Annotated in this window: 17 protein-coding genes; 7 read left to right on the forward strand and 10 right to left on the reverse strand. The window is 40.5% G+C overall.

Features of this window, described 5'->3' with window-relative positions:
* Nucleotides 1-53: 53 nt before the first annotated feature.
* The gene (gene zipA, locus P3L56_RS13230) at nt 54-1049 is read right to left on the reverse strand and encodes a cell division protein ZipA (protein WP_048607828.1); all 996 of its coding nucleotides are present in this window, start codon (nt 1047-1049) and stop codon (nt 54-56) included.
* Nucleotides 1050-1267: 218 nt separating this feature from the next.
* Between zipA and cysZ the strand changes: the two genes are divergently transcribed.
* The 5 genes from cysZ to crr all read left to right on the forward strand — a co-directional run bounded on the left by cysZ (nt 1268) and on the right by crr (nt 6269).
* On the forward strand, nt 1268-2032 hold the full coding sequence (cysZ, locus tag P3L56_RS13235) for a sulfate transporter CysZ (RefSeq protein ID WP_042844599.1): 765 nt from the start codon (nt 1268-1270) through the stop codon (nt 2030-2032).
* A 244-nt stretch (nt 2033-2276) separates the two neighbouring features.
* Nucleotides 2277-3230, forward strand: a complete 954-nt coding sequence (gene cysK, locus P3L56_RS13240) for a cysteine synthase A (protein ID WP_048607831.1) — start codon at nt 2277-2279, stop codon at nt 3228-3230.
* A gap of 353 nt (nt 3231-3583) precedes the next feature.
* Nucleotides 3584-3841, forward strand: a complete 258-nt coding sequence (gene ptsH / locus P3L56_RS13245) for a phosphocarrier protein Hpr (RefSeq protein ID WP_004264876.1) — start codon at nt 3584-3586, stop codon at nt 3839-3841.
* Nucleotides 3842-3983: 142 nt separating this feature from the next.
* Complete coding sequence (gene ptsI, locus P3L56_RS13250) at nt 3984-5711, forward strand: phosphoenolpyruvate-protein phosphotransferase PtsI (protein ID WP_042844601.1); 1728 nt, start codon at nt 3984-3986, stop codon at nt 5709-5711.
* 48 nt (nt 5712-5759) lie between these two features.
* Nucleotides 5760-6269: a PTS glucose transporter subunit IIA gene (gene crr, locus P3L56_RS13255; RefSeq protein ID WP_004264878.1), complete on the forward strand. Its 510-nt coding sequence runs from the start codon at nt 5760-5762 to the stop codon at nt 6267-6269.
* Nucleotides 6270-6350: 81 nt separating this feature from the next.
* Here crr and cysM read toward each other — a convergent pair whose 3' ends face one another.
* From cysM to P3L56_RS13295, 8 genes are all read right to left on the reverse strand, one after another.
* A complete protein-coding gene (gene cysM, locus P3L56_RS13260; RefSeq protein WP_042844602.1) occupies nt 6351-7235 on the reverse strand; it encodes a cysteine synthase CysM in 885 nt (294 codons plus the stop codon).
* 376 nt (nt 7236-7611) lie between these two features.
* Entirely contained in the window at nt 7612-8700 is a 1089-nt protein-coding gene (gene cysA, locus P3L56_RS13265) for a sulfate/thiosulfate ABC transporter ATP-binding protein CysA (protein WP_071548204.1), read from the reverse strand.
* 2 nt (nt 8701-8702) lie between these two features.
* Entirely contained in the window at nt 8703-9563 is an 861-nt protein-coding gene (gene cysW, locus P3L56_RS13270; protein ID WP_042844605.1) for a sulfate/thiosulfate ABC transporter permease CysW, read from the reverse strand.
* A complete protein-coding gene (gene cysT, locus P3L56_RS13275; protein ID WP_042844606.1) occupies nt 9563-10393 on the reverse strand; it encodes a sulfate/thiosulfate ABC transporter permease CysT in 831 nt (276 codons plus the stop codon). Before cysT ends, cysW begins: the two co-directional genes overlap by 1 nt.
* On the reverse strand, nt 10393-11415 hold the full coding sequence (locus tag P3L56_RS13280) for a sulfate ABC transporter substrate-binding protein (protein ID WP_042844607.1): 1023 nt from the start codon (nt 11413-11415) through the stop codon (nt 10393-10395). The genes cysT and P3L56_RS13280 overlap by 1 nt, the downstream gene beginning before the upstream one ends.
* Nucleotides 11416-11749: 334 nt before the next feature.
* Nucleotides 11750-12649: a Dyp-type peroxidase gene (locus P3L56_RS13285; RefSeq protein WP_042844608.1), complete on the reverse strand. Its 900-nt coding sequence runs from the start codon at nt 12647-12649 to the stop codon at nt 11750-11752.
* 240 nt (nt 12650-12889) lie between these two features.
* Nucleotides 12890-13495, reverse strand: a complete 606-nt coding sequence (locus P3L56_RS13290; RefSeq protein WP_129466124.1) for an RpoE-regulated lipoprotein — start codon at nt 13493-13495, stop codon at nt 12890-12892.
* 91 nt (nt 13496-13586) lie between these two features.
* Nucleotides 13587-14018 (reverse strand): GNAT family acetyltransferase, encoded by a 432-nt coding sequence (locus P3L56_RS13295; protein ID WP_042844611.1) that lies wholly within the window; start codon nt 14016-14018, stop codon nt 13587-13589.
* Between the two features lie 136 nt (nt 14019-14154).
* Between P3L56_RS13295 and hemF the strand changes: the two genes are divergently transcribed.
* Nucleotides 14155-15072, forward strand: a complete 918-nt coding sequence (gene hemF / locus P3L56_RS13300; protein WP_272686070.1) for an oxygen-dependent coproporphyrinogen oxidase — start codon at nt 14155-14157, stop codon at nt 15070-15072.
* A 158-nt stretch (nt 15073-15230) separates the two neighbouring features.
* Nucleotides 15231-16367 carry a M4 family metallopeptidase gene (locus P3L56_RS13305; protein ID WP_071548205.1) on the forward strand — a complete coding sequence of 379 codons (1137 nt, stop codon included), beginning with the start codon at nt 15231-15233 and terminating at the stop codon, nt 16365-16367.
* A 143-nt stretch (nt 16368-16510) separates the two neighbouring features.
* Here P3L56_RS13305 and rluF read toward each other — a convergent pair whose 3' ends face one another.
* A complete protein-coding gene (gene rluF / locus P3L56_RS13310) occupies nt 16511-17386 on the reverse strand; it encodes a 23S rRNA pseudouridine(2604) synthase RluF (RefSeq protein ID WP_048607837.1) in 876 nt (291 codons plus the stop codon).
* Between the last annotated feature and the right edge of the window lie 18 nt (nt 17387-17404).

Raw genomic sequence — 17404 nt, forward strand, 5'->3', positions numbered from 1 at the left:
ACTCATTAAAGATAAAAAACCCCCAGTTAAGGGGGCCTTTATAAAACGATTATTTAGTTTAACGTGCTTCTGATCCGCGCGTGGTACACCTCTATTTTTTGAGGTGTGAGCATCTTGCGCTCATCATCAAGCACAACACCACCCGCATCGGATGCGATACGCTGAGCGGCTTGTAACATCAATTTGAAATTCTGCCCTGCATCACCATAAGATGGCACCATCATAAACATGGAAACACCCGGAGTTGTGAAATCAGACATCGTTTCAGGATCAAAGGAACCTGGTTTAACCATATTGGCTAAACTAAATAATACAGGCCCAGTACCCGACGGGTTGACATGACGGTGGAATATTTTCATTTCACCAAACTGGAACCCTGCTTGAAGGATGCTTTGCAATAATACTTCACCTTGTAGCTCTTGCCCATGATGAGCTGCTACATGAAGTACCAAAACTGTCTCCTTGCTATTTGTTGTAGCAGAATCTTCCTGCGGCTCAGCTTTCGTTTCAGTGTTCGCCGTTGTTTGTTCATGTTGTATCGACTGTGGCTCTTCTTTCAGGTTATTTGAATCAATGTGTGGCTCAATCGCAGTAGGCCGCACAGGTTGGGTGCTAACTTGTGGCTCAGTAACTGACTCATCATTCATATTGATAGTCAATTGCTCTGGAGCATGAGAGGGTTCAGTGCGTACAGCCACCACAGGTTCTTCATTAGCCAGATGTTCAGAAGCCGCCGCCAATTTAGGTTCAGGCTCAACCGGAGCTACTGGCCGTATGTTTGGCTCAACTTGAGATTCATTTTTTGCTGAATCAAGTGGGTCTGCTACTGCGGGTTGAATCGCCCCCTGCTGAGTGGGTTTGTCCTCAGTAAATAATACAGAATCATCATACTCAGATGATTTATCCTGCGTTTCGCTTTTTCGACGTTTTACCGGTCTGTCGCGAAATAACGTTGACCGCTCTTTACGGCTGGTCCATAAACCATGCAGTAATAAAGCGACAATGGCTATCGCACCTACGACCACTAATATCAGACGCAAATCCTGCATCGCTGTTATCTCTAGTTGATGAATGATTATGCCAACACGGCGGAAACTACCTTAAGATTATTTCTCAATTGCTCTAAGTGCAACCCTCAGAACGATTTTCTTACAAGAAAGAGAATATTCCGCTTTCGTTTGCTGCTTTTTTAAGCAAATAATGGCTAGTCAGCCTAGTTTCATACCTATATGATACATAGTCAACCGAAAAGGAGAGAACAAGAAGTATGACCCAATCGACATTTTCGCCACAAAAAGACCATTCTGGCTTTTATTATTTTACACAAGGGTGGCGACTAGTTACACGTCCTGGTATTAAACGCTTTGTCATTTTGCCCTTATTAGCAAATATTATTTTCTTAGGAGGTGCTTTTTGGTGGTTATACACTAAGCTTGGCGGCTGGATAGACCAAGTGATGAGTTATATTCCGAGTTGGCTACAATGGCTTGATTATGTGTTTTTTCCATTAGCGGTGATTTCTATCTTATTAGTTTTTACCTATTTTTTCAGTACCATTGCAAATATTATTGCAGCCCCATTTAATGGTTGGTTATCTGAAAAACTAGAAGCCGAACTGACAGGGAAACCCGCTCCTGACACAGGAATGGCGGAACTACTAAAAGATGTTCCACGCATGATAAAACGTGAGTTTGTGCGTATTGGTTATTATTTACCCCGCGCACTTGGTTTATTGATTTTATTTTTTATTCCGGGTATTGGCCAAACCATAGCACCTGTTTTGTGGTTCCTATTTGGGGCTTGGATGATGTCAATTCAATATTGTGATTACCCATTTGATAACCATCGCGTTGGCTTTAGTGAAATGAAACAAGCGCTTGCGAAAGAACGCATGAGAAATATTCAATTTGGTGGCGTCATCAGTTTACTCATGATGCTACCTTTCGTAAATTTAGTCATCATGCCTGTTGCTGTCTGCGGCGCGACACTCATGTGGGTTGATAGGTATCGCGGACGTTACGCCCGTTACTAAGTATTTTCTAACCGATAAGCGCAGGCTTCATCGCCTGCGCATGCCAACACACACATTCACACCATCAATTTTTTGCTTTAATTTCATTCTTAGAACAATTAGATCTAAAATAGCATTTTGTTATAAGCTTATATTCAAATCATATTTGCATTAATTTGTTGTTCACGTATGTTGAATTCATATTATTTTTTGTCTTGACTGAGTGACACAGTTTTACTCGCTAACCGATTTTTAAGGATATCCCATGAGCAAAATCTATGAAGATAATTCGTTGACCATTGGACACACTCCTCTTGTGCGTTTAAAGCATTTTGGTAATGGTAATATTTTAGCAAAAGTGGAATCACGCAACCCAAGTTTCAGTGTAAAGTGCCGTATTGGCGCTAACATGATTTGGGATGCGGAGAAAAAAGGTATCCTAAATAAAGATAAAGAGTTAGTGGAACCAACGAGTGGTAATACTGGGATTGCTCTTGCTTATGTTGCCGCGGCTAGGGGGTATAAATTGACCCTTACAATGCCAGAAACCATGAGTATCGAGCGCCGTAAATTGCTCAAAGCCTTAGGGGCTAACCTTGTCCTTACTGAGGGTGCAAAAGGCATGAAAGGCGCCATTGCTAAAGCTGAAGAAATTGTCAATAGTAACCCTAAAAAGTACCTTTTACTTCAGCAATTTAACAACCCTGCCAACCCTGAAATTCACGAAAAAACAACCGGCCCTGAAATTTGGGAAGATACCGACGGTAATGTTGATGTCGTCGTTGCGGGCGTCGGAACAGGCGGTACTATCACAGGGATTGCAAAGTATCTAAAAAATACCAAAGGCAAAGAAGTTACCATCGTTGCTGTTGAGCCTGAAACTTCCCCAGTTATCACCCAAGCATTGGCAGGTGAAGAAATTAAGCCAGGGCCTCATAAAATTCAAGGTATTGGTGCTGGTTTCATCCCCGGTAACTTAGACCTAAAACTACTCGATAAAGTCATTCAAATCAGTGATGATGAGGCAGTTAAAACAGCCCGTGAATTAATGGAAAAAGAAGGTATCCTTGCGGGTATTTCATCAGGCGCTGCCATCGCAGCCGCAACAAAAATTGCTGCAGACCCTGCATATAAAGGCAAAAATATAGTCGTAATTTTACCTTCATCAGGTGAGCGTTATTTATCAACTGTTCTGTTTGCTGACATTTCTGCTGACTAACATAATTTCGTTGCAAATTCGTTAAAAAAGCACCTTAAAGGTGCTTTTTTTGTGGTGCAGATCAAAGTTTAGCACGGATGGAGATGATTTCTAATTCGGGGTTTAGTATTAAACATAGTAATTATTTTGCACCTCGAAATTAATCACTTTTTAGTCACCTCCACCGCAAACATCTGGTAGTTGCAAAGTGGCTAAAAAAACATAACTTCAGAGGCAAAAACTGAAAAAGGGTTGATACCGCACAAAGTAGGAAACCTTTTTGCAAGTTAATAATCTAACTATACGCAAACCTAGTCTATTTCATCTACAATAGGCTGGGTAATTAAAAAAACTAAAGTTATTGAGGAAATACTATGTTCCAGCAAGAAGTCACTATTACGGCACCAAATGGTCTACATACTCGTCCTGCAGCTCAATTTGTGAAAGAAGCAAAAGCATTCTCTTCTGATATTTCTTTGATTTCTGGCGGCAAATCCGCTAGCGCAAAAAGCCTGTTCAAATTACAAACTTTGGGTTTAACTCAAGGTACAGTGGTCACCATTTCCGCTGAAGGTGAAGATGAGAAAGAAGCCGTTGAACATTTAGTTAAACTGATGGGCGAATTAGAATAATTTCGCACGCAAGAGAAACGTCTTACCGATCTCATTCGCTGTCCCTGAATGATATCATTCGGGGATATTTATATAATCGGTATAACCATAGCGGTCTCTGCAATATCAGAACTCCTAGCACTAGCAGCAGTAAGGTAATATTATGATTTCAGGAATTTTAGTATCCCCGGGTTTTGCTTTTGGTCAGGCTTTAATCCTCAAAGAAGATCCTATCGTTGTTAGCACAAAAAAGATTGCTGACGATCAGGCAGATAAAGAAATTGCACGCTTTATTGAGGGTCGTAACAAATCAGCCGAACAACTCACTTTAATTAAAGAGAAAGCCGAAAAAAATCTTGGAGCCGAAAAAGCTGAGATTTTTGAAGGTCATATTATGCTGCTAGAAGATGAAGAGCTTGAACAAGAAATAATCTCTTTGATTAAAGGCGACAAAAAAACGGCTGATGCTGCCGCCTATTCCGTTATTGAAGACCAAGCCCAAGCACTTGAGTCCCTAGATGATGAGTATCTGAAAGAACGTGCTGCCGATGTACGCGATATCGGTAAGCGCCTACTAAAAAATATTTTAAATATTCCAATTGTTGATTTAAGCGCTATCGACAAAGAAGTGATTTTGGTTGCTGCTGATTTAACGCCTTCCGAAACCGCACAACTGAACTTAGATAAAGTTCTGGGTTTTATCACCGATTTAGGTGGTCGTACATCACACACCTCAATTATGGCTCGTTCTCTTGAGTTGCCTGCTATTGTCGGCACAAGTGATGCAACCAGTAAAATTAAAAATGGTGATTTTATCGTATTAGATGGTGTAAATAACACTATCTACTTAAACCCATCAGAAGCTGAAGTTGATAAGTTAAAAGCTTTCCGTGATGAATATCTGCAAGAAAAAGAAGAGCTCGCAAAATTAAAAGATTTGCCAGCAATCACACTTGATGGACATCAAGTTGAAGTCTGTGCAAATATTGGTACTGTACGTGATGTCGCAGGGGCTGAACGTAATGGTGCAGAAGGTGTTGGCCTCTATCGTACCGAATTTTTATTTATGGATAGGGATTCATTCCCAAGCGAAGAAGAACAATTCCAAGCATATAAAGCCGTTGCAGAGTCAATGGGCAGCCAAGCTGTTATTGTTCGTACAATGGATATTGGTGGTGATAAAGACCTGCCGTATATGAATTTGCCAAAAGAAGAAAACCCTTTCCTTGGTTGGCGTGCAATTCGTATTTGTCTTGACCGCAAAGAAATTCTACACTCACAATTAAGAGCTATTTTAAGAGCGTCTAAATTTGGTAAACTGCGTATTATGTTCCCAATGGTCATTTCCGTTGAAGAAGTTCGTGAACTAAAAGCAGAACTTGAGATACTAAAAGCTCAATTACGCGAAGAAGGCAAAGCCTTTGATGAAGCAATTGAAGTTGGTGTTATGGTGGAAACACCAGCAGCAGCAGTTATTGCTCGTCATTTGGCAAAAGAAGTTGATTTCTTTAGTATTGGGACGAACGATCTAACTCAATACACTTTAGCGGTTGACCGTGGTAATGAACTGATTTCTCATCTTTACAACCCAATGTCACCAGCTGTCCTAAACTTAATTAAGCAAGTGATTGATGCATCACATGCAGAAGGTAAATGGACAGGGATGTGCGGGGAACTCGCAGGAGATGAGCGTGCAACCTTATTGCTACTTGGCATGGGGCTGGATGAATTTAGTATGAGCGCAATATCAATTCCACGTATCAAAAAATTAATTCGCAATGCGAACTTTGTTGATACTCAGGCTCTGGCTGAACAAGCACTTGCTCAACCAACAGCAGATGAATTGATGAAACTTGTAGATACCTTTATCCAAGAAAAAACGTTATGCTAGGAACAGCACATTAGTTCGGTCCCATATAAAACGATTAGGAGAAGGTCCATGGGTCTGTTTGACAAACTGAAATCACTCGTTTCGGAAGACAAAAGTAGCAGTGGTAGTATTGAAATTATCGCCCCTTTATCTGGTGAGATTGTCAATATTGAAGATGTTCCAGATGTTGTATTCGCAGAAAAGATTGTTGGTGATGGTATTGCGATTAAACCAGCAGGGAATAAAATTGTCGCTCCTGTAGATGGTACAATTGGTAAAATCTTTGAAACTAACCATGCATTTTCTATTGAATCAGATGATGGTATAGAGCTATTTGTTCACTTCGGAATTGATACAGTTGAACTCAAAGGCGAAGGTTTCAAACGTATCGCTGAAGAAGGCCAAACCGTCAAGAAAGGTGATTTAATCATCGAATTCGATTTAGCACTGCTAGAAGAAAAAGCCAAATCGGTTCTCACTCCTGTTGTTATTTCTAACATGGATGAAATTAAAGAACTGAATAAACTAACGGGTTCAGTGACCGTTGGTGAAACAGTTATCATGCGTATAAAGAAATAGCCTAGCTATCCGCTCTATTCGCTAGACAAAGCCGTCAGGCCCTTGCCTGATGGCTTTACTCGTTCTTAGCCTGAGTTAACCTTACTGGTTAAATACCCCAGTCGATAAATAACGGTCTCCTCGGTCACAAATTACCGCAACAATCACCGCACCTGGGTTCTCTTTTGCTACTTTTAAAGCCCCTGCTACTGCTCCACCAGAACTGACACCACAGAATATCCCCTCAATTTTTGCCAAAGCCCTCATGGTTTCTTCGGCTTCTTGTTGGTTGATATCTAATACACTGTCAACTAATGAATCATCAAAAATACCGGGAAGATATCCCGGCGACCAACGTCTGATCCCTGGGATTTGGCTTTTTTCTGCGGGCTGCAACCCAACAATCTGTACATCGGTTGATTGGGATTTTAAATAACGGCTGACCCCTGTGATAGTCCCTGTTGTTCCCATGCTAGAGACAAAATGGGTGACCCTCCCCTGTGTCTGCCGCCAAATTTCTGGGCCGGTTGTTTTAAAATGAGCTAATGGGTTATCTGGGTTATTAAATTGGTCTAATACAGTCCCTTCCCCCCTGAGCGCCATTTCTTTAGCGAGATCTCGAGCACCTTCCATTCCCACTGCGGTACTCACTAAAATAAGCTCCGCACCATACGCTTGCATAGATGCTTGGCGCTCTTTACTCATGTTATCTGGCATCAGTAATTTTAGTTTATAGCCTTTTAGTGCAGCTATCATCGCTAGTGCTATCCCTGTATTGCCGCTCGTCGCTTCAATAAGCGTATCCCCAGGTTTAATTTCCCCTCGTTCTTCAGCTTCTTTGATCATCGAATAGGCAGCCCTATCTTTCACTGAACCCGCAGGGTTATTACCTTCTAGCTTAACCCAAATTTCAGCATTAACCCCTTGAACCAAGCGCTGAAGTTTTACTAAAGGTGTATTACCGATAAACTGTTCCAGAGTTGACACTTTACCATCCTTATAATTTTTATTTATAGATAGGAGCAAATAGAAATAAGATATTACTCCAATATTAGCGCGTGAAAAATGAAATCTATTCACATTAATATTAGAAAAATAGATTATCTTTATTACCATTATTGATATAGCTAATTGATATAATATATTACTATAAGTTTATATGATTACCAGTTATATTTAACAGAAAAAACAAAATAATACATATAAATATCAATGAATTACAAGAAAAAGCGACGTGATTGTTGGGCTAAATACTATTCATAAATAGCCCAACAACAGAAAAGAGAGATACTTAAGATGTCATAAAAATAAATAGCATTTATTATCTATTTATATAAATGCTATCAACAATAACAATTTATATTCATGCACTTTCCGCTAATTGAGGAAATAATAACTCCGTGTTTCCTTGGTAAATTTTAACCTGCTTGCTACCTAAAAAGTAACGTTCACCCCGTGTCGGTATTGTTGCTGCGGACTGCCAAACAACAGATATTGGGTCATTTCCCCACCCTAATGGTTGAACTGTTAATTGCCAAAAATGACCTCTTGGACCAGATTCTGTTACCCTAACAGGTAAACGGTGTTGTTCATCCACTTCAGGTTGTAATGATATTTCCCAAGGCCTAAGAAATACATCGACCTCTCCTTGATGAGCACTGCTATGATTAAGCGAAAATTCATAACCGCCGATATTGAGCATTGCCCCCCTGATTTGTGCTGAGATTTGGTTAACTTCCCCCATAAACTCAAGAACAAAGCGAGTCTCAGGGCTCTGCCAAATAGCACTTGGCGTCCCAACCTGCTCAATATGCCCTTCACTCATAACGACGACCCTATCTGCCACTTCCATGGCTTCTTCCTGATCATGAGTGACAAACACACTAGTAAATTTTAACTCGTCATGTAATTGACGTAGCCAGCGGCGTAGCTCAACACGAACTTGCGCATCAAGAGCTCCAAAAGGCTCATCAAGCAATAAAATTTGCGGGTCAACCGCCAGTGCACGTGCTAAAGCTACACGTTGCTTTTGCCCACCAGAGAGCTGTGCAGGATAACGGGAAGCCAAGTGAGATAATTGCACCATCTCCAATAGTTGCATGGCTTTTTGTTTGATAGCTTGTGTGGATGGTCGCTGCTTACGCGGTAGAACTGTTAAGCCAAAAGCGACATTATCAAATACCGTCATATGACGAAATAATGCATAATGCTGAAAAACAAAACCTACATGCCTATCCTTTGCATGTATTTTACTGACATCTTGGCCGTGGAAACGCAAAGTACCGTAACTTTGTTGCTCAAGCCCTGCGATTATCCTTAATAGCGTTGTTTTACCTGAACCAGAAGGCCCCAATAGCGCCACCATCTCACCCGATGCAATATCCAGTGAAATACCGTTGAGTACTTGGGTTTTCCCAAATAACTTACCGATTTTTTCAATTTCAATACTCATGATCAATGGACTCCTGATTCAGACTGCTGACGATTTAAATGCCATTGCAATGCGCTTTTAAGGATTAATGTAATGATGGCCATTACAGCGAGGACCCCTGCGGCAGTAAAAGCACCGACAGTGTTATAATCCTGATGTAATAATTCAACTTGTAACGGTAAGGTATAGGTCTCACCACGAATAGCACCGGAAACCACGGATACCGCACCAAATTCCCCAATCGCCCGAGCATTGGTCAGTACAACACCGTATAGCAACGCCCAACGGATATTCGGTAATGTCACTCGCCAAAACATTTTCCACCCTGAAGCCCCCAGCAATACCGCGGCTTCATCTTCTTGGCTGCCTTGGCTTAACATCAATGGTACCAATTCACGCACAACAAATGGGCAAGTCACAAAAATCGTCACTAAAGCCATTCCTGGCCATGAAAACATAACTTGAATATCAAACCCTTCAAGCCAACCACCAAACCAGCTATTAGAACCATAAAACAGCAAATACAATAAACCTGCGACGACGGGGGAAACCGCAAATGGGATATCAACTAATGTAAGCAGTAACTGCCGACCTGGAAAATGAAAACGCGTGACGAGCCATGCCATCATTGTGCCAAAAACCAAATTTACAGGTACAGTAATTAAGGCAATTAACACAGTTAGCCCAATCGCATGTAACATGTCAGGGTCTGCTAAATTCAGTAAAACGGTATCTAAGCCTTTTTGAAATGCTGTAATAAAAATCCAAATAATTGGGATAACCAATAGCAAAACTGAGAACAGAATACCAATGGCTATTAATAACCATTTCCCCCAGTTGATTTGGGAACGATTAGCAGCATGAATAGGTGTAACTTGTGCCATTACTTACCCCCTAATCGTTTACCAAAACGGCTTTGTACTAAGTTAACACTAAATAAAAGCAGCAATGAAACCGCCAAAATAACGGATGCGACAGCACTCGCCGCAGGGTAATCAAATTGCTGTAATTGACTGAAAATCATTAATGAAACTACTTCTGTTTGCCAAGCAATGTTACCTGCAATAAAGATAATGGCACCAAATTCCCCCAAACTACGAGTAAAAGACAACACTGTACCCGCTAAAAGAGCTGGGGAAAGTTCAGGTAATACGACTCGTCTAAATGTTTGCCAGCGGCTAGCACCGAGCGTTTGCGCCGCTTCTTCATATTCAGGCCCTAACTCTTCTAAAACAGGCTGCACGGTACGCACTACAAATGGGATACTGGTAAACGCCATTGCTACCGCAATTCCTAACCATGTATTCACAACTTTAATGTCGAACTGGTGAAGGTATTGACCATACCAACCAGAAGTTGCAAACAATGTCGCGAGTGTCAAACCAGCGACGGCGGTAGGTAATGCAAAAGGCAAATCAACTAAACCATCTAAAAACAGACGTCCAGGAAAGCGATAGCGAGTCAAAATCCAAGCTAATAATAGGCCAAAGACGGCATTAAATAGACTGGCAACCAGAGCTGACAACAAAGTTACTTTGTAGGCGGCAACCACTTGCGGGTAACTAATCACCGCCCAATATTGCTGCCATGTCATATCTGACAGTTGTATTACCAATGCACTCATGGGTAGCAGCAAAATCAAACAGGTATAAAATAAGCTGCTCCCTAATGTCAGCCCAAAGCCTGGTAGAAAGCGCTTTCCTGAACGGCTCATTAACGGCGCCCTTGAGCCATTAGTTCGTCAAACTCGCCACCTGTTGCAAAATGCACATCCATCACTTTTGGCCAGCTTTCAAATTGAGACTCAACTGTAAAAAGTTTTGTCTCTGGGAATTTAGCCTTATTCGCTTCCATTACGGCTTTATCATTCACGCGATAATTAAAGCTAGTAATAATTTCTTGGGCTTGAGGGCTATATAAATAATTCAAATAAGCTTTAGCGACATCTTCTGAACCATTTTTTTGTACATTTTTATCAACCCAAGTCACTGGAAATTCAGCCAAAATATCAACTGGTGGTACAATCACTTCATAATCAGACTCACCATATTGACTACGAATGTTGTTCACTTCTGATTCGAAGCTAATCAATACATCACCTAGCTCTCTTTCAATAAAAGAGGTAGTTGCACCACGGCCACCAGTGTCGAATACTTCGACATTTTTTAGGAATTGCTTCATTTGCTCACGTGTTTTTGCTTGGTCACCATTGTTTTCTTGGTTAAAAGCCCCCCATGCAGCAAGGTAGGTATAGCGGCCATTTCCAGATGTTTTTGGGTTTGGAAATATTAATTTTACGTCTTCACGTACCAAATCATCCCACGTCTTAATTCCCTTAGGGTTTCCTTTACGCACTAAAAACGCCATTGTGGAGTAATAAGGTGAACTATTATTTGGTAATCGAGCTTGCCAGTCAGCAGGGATCAATTTGCCTTTATCGTGCAAAATTTGCACATCTGTAACTTGATTATAAGTGACAACATCGGCTTTCAACCCCTGCAATATTGCTAGCGCTTGCTTCGATGAGCCCGCGTGGGATTGTTTAATCGTTAATTTGTCGTCTGGATGTGCTTCATTCCACTGTTTTTCAAATGAAGGGTTTAATGCCACAAATAACTCACGGGCAATGTCATAAGAGCTATTAAGGAGTTCTGCGGCAATTAATGGCGTGCTGCCGAATAACGATGCCGTCGCTAAGCTTGCTAATGCTGTTTTTTTCAAAAATGATTTTTTCATTCCACACCCATTCATAACTAAACCAAAACGACTAAGATTAAAAACACTGTATCTGTTTTGGTTATAACTGTGTAGTTATCAATCACCTTTTGATATATCAAATTAGAATAACAAAGAAAATATCGACATAAGAGTAAAAATACTGTTTTATTTTAATGAGTTAAGAAATGAATAGTTTTCATGAATAAACCAAATCGACAAATCTATATACCGTATTTACGGTTGTTGATGGCTTAATTCGTTTGGGGTGAGAAAAGATTGATATTCACTTAGGCAGGGCATCAGCATATTCATGATAACAAAAGAGCGCCGCATCCATGCGGCAAACAGTCATTTATAATGCGAGTAGTTTTTCAAGAGAAGGCGCATAGTAATAACTACCTGAAACGGCTTTCGTCATACGCAGTAAATCATCGTATTTACCGTCTTTTTCACCAAACATACTAAGCAATTGTTGTTCAATATTGTGTAGCCTTGCACAATAGGCGACAAAGAATAAACCATGTTTACCACTTGCTGTGCCATACGGCAGGCTGTGACGCATGATGGATAGCTCTTCACCCTCTTCTTCTACCACGACTCGTGAAACATGCGAAGTCACATTACGCACATCTTCATCAAGCTCAACGCTATCATGTTTAGTACGGCCAATCATTTTTTCCTGTTCATGTTCAGTAAAACGATCCCATTTCCTTAAGTCGTGTTCATAGCGTTGAACTAAAACATAACTACCACCCTTGTCATCGCCTTGTTCGACTAATGTCACTTCCGCAATTTCTTCACCTTGCGGATTTTCTGTACCATCAATAAAACCGCTTAAGTCCCTATCATCTACCCAGCGGAAACCATGAATTTCCTCAACAACATGAATAGATTTACCAAACACTTTTAGTGCCGCTTGCGCTAAAGAGAAATTAATATCGTGGCGAAGAGATTGAATATGAATAAACATATCTCTTTGTGTGGCAGGCGCAAGCCCCTTACCTAATGTATGGAATGGTTTCAATTCAGGTGCGCACTGAGCATGCCCCAATTGCTGCCAAATATCAGAGCCAAACGCAATTACTGCACCAAGACGGTCATCAGGATATTGCGCCTGTAATTTGGTCAAAGCATCGACAAAGCCTTTACATCCAGATTTAACTTCATCCAGAGATCCTTCTTGCACTTGTGCTTCAATAAAAATACCAAAACGGCTATGTTCTTTCAAAATACCACTTTGAGAATGAGACATACGGTAAACCTCGTAAAATGAGTATGTTATATAACCTATTTTTTATATAAAACGATATGATTATCCTATCTTATCGTGATGTTTTTCACCTTGTTTTAACGCAAGGGTTTATAGGTTTCGATGCCTATTATAGGAAAGAAAATTTAAGAAAGGGGAAATTTATTTGTGTACAATAACGAGGTTCGATAAAAGAGGGGATCGCCAGTATAACTAAACCTGACGATATACCTTAAAATCAGCTTACTTATGCCAAATTATCTGCGATATTGTCCATGATTGAAGGTCATTATCCGAAGGCATCATCCCTTCTGGCCCTTGCCATTTACCCGTAAAACGGTAAATAACTTTTGTTGATTGTGGCGAATTACATTCAATGCTTGGTACATCATTGATTCGCTCACCAAGGCTACATACACCAAATGCTTTTTGGTATATTTCACTAAATTCAGTGCCAACTTTTGGCCCCCACTCGGTAACAATATCAGGGTCATTGACTGTAATGCGCGACACATAGCCATGCTCAGGCCCCATTATCTCTAATTTTACCTCGTCATCATTAATGCCTTGGAAAATAGCGACCACATCACCATTGTCCATTTGCATTCCGCTACGGATATTATAACGGTCATTAAGCTGCGTTTTAATAGTATCAGCTTGCATCGGGGTAAAATTGGTTACTTGACCAACCCCTGAGCTAGAGATCACTAGTGGGCTACTAAACCAAGTCGATGGCGAAAAAATTTTCGTGCCAGCACAACCTGACAATAGTGTTATTCCGCATAGCAGAGTAATTTTCAACAATGGCGTTAAGCCGCTATTGTTATTAAAAGTTGCATGTTGGGACATATCATCCTCTTTAATCCGTCGCATAATGCATATTGTGACAACCTATTTGCCAAAACATTCACATGAATGATTAAACAAATAGTCAATTAACCTAAAAATCCGTTTCGTGAGTTAATTTTTTCGAATAAATCAAACGTTCAGACTGTTCTTCTTCATAAAGCATTTTTTCAAACATACAAATAGCAGCATCTGATTCTTCGCTCACTAAAAGTTCAATTCTGCCACACCCTCTGGCAATTAGTTTTTTCTCTAGCCGGCTGACTAAAGCATTTGCTATACCGCGCGCACGATATTCAGGATGTACAGCAAGGTAAACGGCTGTGCCGCGGATACCATCGTACCCGCCCATAATGGTACCAACAACCTCACCTGCGACCTCAGCGACTAAGAATAAGTCTGCACCGCATTGTAATTTACGTTCGATGTCGAGTTCAGGGTCCCCCGAAAACTCATTGAGAGAACAACGTTCCCATAACGTCAGTACATCTTCATAATCACTTTGGCGAAAGATGCGTATTTCCATAACATTTGCCCGTTTAAACTAATCTTTCTGTCATTATCACTGCTTTTGCCACACAATCAATATTCAATATGCCTTTTTTACGACAAAAGGGTATACTTTGGTTATTATTTTTCATCTATGGTTCTATTAGAAAACAATGAATTACCCAGATATCGGTCGTGTAAAAGCTTTCTTGCAAAGCTTACAAGATACTATTTGTCAAAAAATCACTGAGCTAGATGGTAAGGAAACTTTTCTAGAACAAACATGGGAACGTTCTGAAGGTGGTGGGGGCCGTAGCCGAGTATTAACTAATGGGGCTATATTCGAACAAGCAGGGGTCAACTTCTCCCATATTCAGGGGGAAAAATTACCTGCATCTGCCACAGCACACCGCCCTGAACTCGCAGGTCGTAGCTACCAAGCTATGGGCGTCTCTCTGGTTATCCATCCACTCAACCCATATATCCCAACTACCCACGCGAATGTGCGCTTTTTTATCGCCGAAAAAGAGGGAGAAGCCCCTGTTTGGTGGTTTGGTGGTGGGTTTGATCTAACCCCCTTTTATGCCTTTAACGAAGACGTCATTCACTGGCATACTGTAGCTCGCGATTTATGCTTACCTTATGGCGATGATGTTTATCCTAAATATAAACATTGGTGTGACGAATACTTCTTTTTAAAACATCGTAATGAGCCTCGGGGTGTCGGTGGCCTGTTCTTTGATGACCTCAATCAATGGGGTTTCGATAACTGTTTTAACTTCACACAAGCCGTTGGATATGGTTTTTTACACGCTTATGTACCCATTGTTGAAAAACGCTGTGGCCATTCGTGGGGAGAACGCGAACGACAGTTTCAATTATATCGTCGTGGTCGCTATGTCGAGTTTAACTTAGTTTGGGATAGAGGCACCTTATTTGGTTTACAAAGCGGTGGACGAACTGAGTCTATTTTAATGTCAATGCCACCACTGGTGCGTTGGGAATATGACTATCATCCTGAGCCTAATAGCCCAGAAGCGACTCTCTATAGTGAATTTTTAGTCCCCGGTAAAGACTGGTTAACCCAATAATTACTGTTACAAGCTTATTCATTAAGGTAGAAATATTCCATTTCTACCTTTCTAATAAAATATAACAAAATCTAACCAAATTCGTTAAATATCAAAAGGTTACATAAAACAAAAAAACAATTATGATTCCATTTCATCCAATAGAATGGAGTTATAATATGAGTCAAATTTTAGGTCGTTCCTTATTATCGCCTTGTCTAATATCAAGTTTAATCTCCGAAACTGGAGTGACTAAGCTCAACCCTACACTCATTCATATCAATGATGTCATGAGCAGAATCTATTCAGATGAAGATGCACAATTACATCGTAATAGCCTATCTGCTTGTTCTATTGATCCTGTTAAAAATTACAGCCGCTTTATTCGAGATGCTCAGCGCCCTGTTCCCTATAAGATCCATCGACACTCAGATTTACCGATTTGCCAGCGTGACCAACTTTCCCTTAATGAGCATATGCCACATGATGATTATACTGTGATCATGAGTGAAGGTGATGATAAAGCCCCTTCAGCACCGGCAGGCTATGTCTTCGATTATATTGGGAAAGTACGTGCTTTCTTTAAGGAGAAATTAGATATTGACCAGATGTTTGGCTGTTCTGCAGACATCAATGCGGTTATTCATTATGGAACAAACTACGCTAATGCCTTTTGGAATTCTCAGGCTATTTTCTTTGGTGACGGAGATGGTAAAGTCTTTGGCCCCTTTTACAATGACATTGACATAATTGCCCATGAATTAGCCCATGGTTTCATTAGTTCAAAAGCTAACTTTAGATATGCATTTCAATCTGGTGCGCTAAATGAATCCGTTGCTGATGTTTTAGGCATTATGGTCAAACAATTTGTACAAAATGAGACAGCTTGTGAATCCAATTGGCTTATTGGTGAAAATTTATTTATCGACCAAATTAATGCCCCAGCCTTACGTTCCATGAGTGCCCCAGGCACTGCTTATGCATTGAATAACAAAAATGTTGACCCACAAGTTGGTCATATGTCTCAATATCGTGATTTACCTATGCGGATTGATAATGGTGGTGTCCATATTAATTCAGGTATCCCGAATAAAGCCTTTCATTTATTAGCAACTAGCCTAGGAGGATATACATGGGATGTTGCTGGTAAAATATGGATAGCGGCAGTATCAGACCCTATTGTTACCTCAATGGCGGATTTCAAGCAATTTGCCACAGCAACAGTGAGTAACGCCCAAAAATTATTTGGTGAACAAATCGCATCACAAACACAAAAAAGCTGGGAAAAAGTTGGATTAGTATTCGATAAACACTAATCTTTTATCATATGGCGACATCACCATGCCAAATAGCTGTTCTTAGTAGTTAGTCATTTTCATCTATAAAGGCCGATGTTAAGCAATTCAAATGCCTAATCATTCAGCCTTATAAGCAAAGGATTTTTAACTAAACCCGCACGTTAACGTTTTTTCTTTTTACGACCCGGTTGGGTAAATTTTTTACGTGTAGGGTTTTCAGGTTTCGCCTTTGGCTTATTCCCTGTATTTTGTTTGGCTCCACCACCATTTTTACTGGTTGCTTGGGTCTTTGCCTGTTTTTTCGGTTTAATATCCGATTCTGATTTTTCCATCATATCAAATAATTCAATCAGTTCGTCTGCTGTTAAGTCACGCCACTCTCCAACTGGAAGCCCTGTTAACCGAACATTCATAATACGAATACGTTCAAGCTTAGTCACTTCAAAACCAAAGTGCTCACACATCCGCCTAATTTGACGATTCAGACCTTGCACCAAGGTAATACGGAACACAAAAGGCGCTTCTTTTTTCACCTTACATTTCTTAGTCATCGTACCTAAGATGGGGACTCCGGCTCCCATGCCTCGAATAAAATCATCTGTAACGGGTTTATTCACCGTAACTAAATATTCTTTCTCGTGAGAATTCCCGGCACGTAAAATTTTATTAACCAGATCGCCGTGATTAGTCAAAAAAATCAGCCCTTGAGAGTCTTTATCTAGACGCCCAATAGGGAAAATCCGCGTGCTATGGTTAACATAGTCAACAATATTGTCTTTTTCGCCGCTTTCCGTGGTACTGACAATCCCCACTGGTTTATTCAACGCAATTAATACTAAATCATCTTCATTACGCGGTTCAATCAATTGACCATTAACTTTAACCACATCACCTGCAAAAACTTGGTCACCGATGGCTGCACGTTTACCATTAATAAAGACATTGCCTTGCTCAATATAACGATCAGCTTCACGTCGTGAACAAATACCACTTTCACTAATATATTTGTTTAGACGTGTAGAAGAACGAGTGTCCATAATTTACCTCAATCATTT

Source organism: Providencia sp. PROV024, from assembly GCF_032709665.1.
Classification (GTDB): Bacteria; Pseudomonadota; Gammaproteobacteria; order Enterobacterales; family Enterobacteriaceae; genus Providencia; species Providencia huashanensis.

Bases quoted from the DNA above. Each gene is read 5' to 3' on its own strand.
- zipA (WP_048607828.1), bottom strand. From the start codon at position 1,049: ATGCAGGATTTGCGTCTGATATTAGTGGTCGTAGGTGCGATAGCCATT.
- cysZ (WP_042844599.1), top strand. From the start codon at position 1,268: ATGACCCAATCGACATTTTCGCCACAAAAAGACCATTCTGGCTTTTAT.
- cysK (WP_048607831.1), top strand. From the start codon at position 2,277: ATGAGCAAAATCTATGAAGATAATTCGTTGACCATTGGACACACTCCT.
- ptsH (WP_004264876.1), top strand. From the start codon at position 3,584: ATGTTCCAGCAAGAAGTCACTATTACGGCACCAAATGGTCTACATACT.
- ptsI (WP_042844601.1), top strand. From the start codon at position 3,984: ATGATTTCAGGAATTTTAGTATCCCCGGGTTTTGCTTTTGGTCAGGCT.
- crr (WP_004264878.1), top strand. From the start codon at position 5,760: ATGGGTCTGTTTGACAAACTGAAATCACTCGTTTCGGAAGACAAAAGT.
- cysA (WP_071548204.1), bottom strand. From the start codon at position 8,700: ATGAGTATTGAAATTGAAAAAATCGGTAAGTTATTTGGGAAAACCCAA.
- cysW (WP_042844605.1), bottom strand. From the start codon at position 9,563: ATGGCACAAGTTACACCTATTCATGCTGCTAATCGTTCCCAAATCAAC.
- cysT (WP_042844606.1), bottom strand. From the start codon at position 10,393: ATGAGCCGTTCAGGAAAGCGCTTTCTACCAGGCTTTGGGCTGACATTA.
- P3L56_RS13280 (WP_042844607.1), bottom strand. From the start codon at position 11,415: ATGAAAAAATCATTTTTGAAAAAAACAGCATTAGCAAGCTTAGCGACG.
- P3L56_RS13285 (WP_042844608.1), bottom strand. From the start codon at position 12,649: ATGTCTCATTCTCAAAGTGGTATTTTGAAAGAACATAGCCGTTTTGGT.
- P3L56_RS13290 (WP_129466124.1), bottom strand. From the start codon at position 13,495: ATGTCCCAACATGCAACTTTTAATAACAATAGCGGCTTAACGCCATTG.
- P3L56_RS13295 (WP_042844611.1), bottom strand. From the start codon at position 14,018: ATGGAAATACGCATCTTTCGCCAAAGTGATTATGAAGATGTACTGACG.
- hemF (WP_272686070.1), top strand. From the start codon at position 14,155: ATGAATTACCCAGATATCGGTCGTGTAAAAGCTTTCTTGCAAAGCTTA.
- P3L56_RS13305 (WP_071548205.1), top strand. From the start codon at position 15,231: ATGAGTCAAATTTTAGGTCGTTCCTTATTATCGCCTTGTCTAATATCA.
- rluF (WP_048607837.1), bottom strand. From the start codon at position 17,386: ATGGACACTCGTTCTTCTACACGTCTAAACAAATATATTAGTGAAAGT.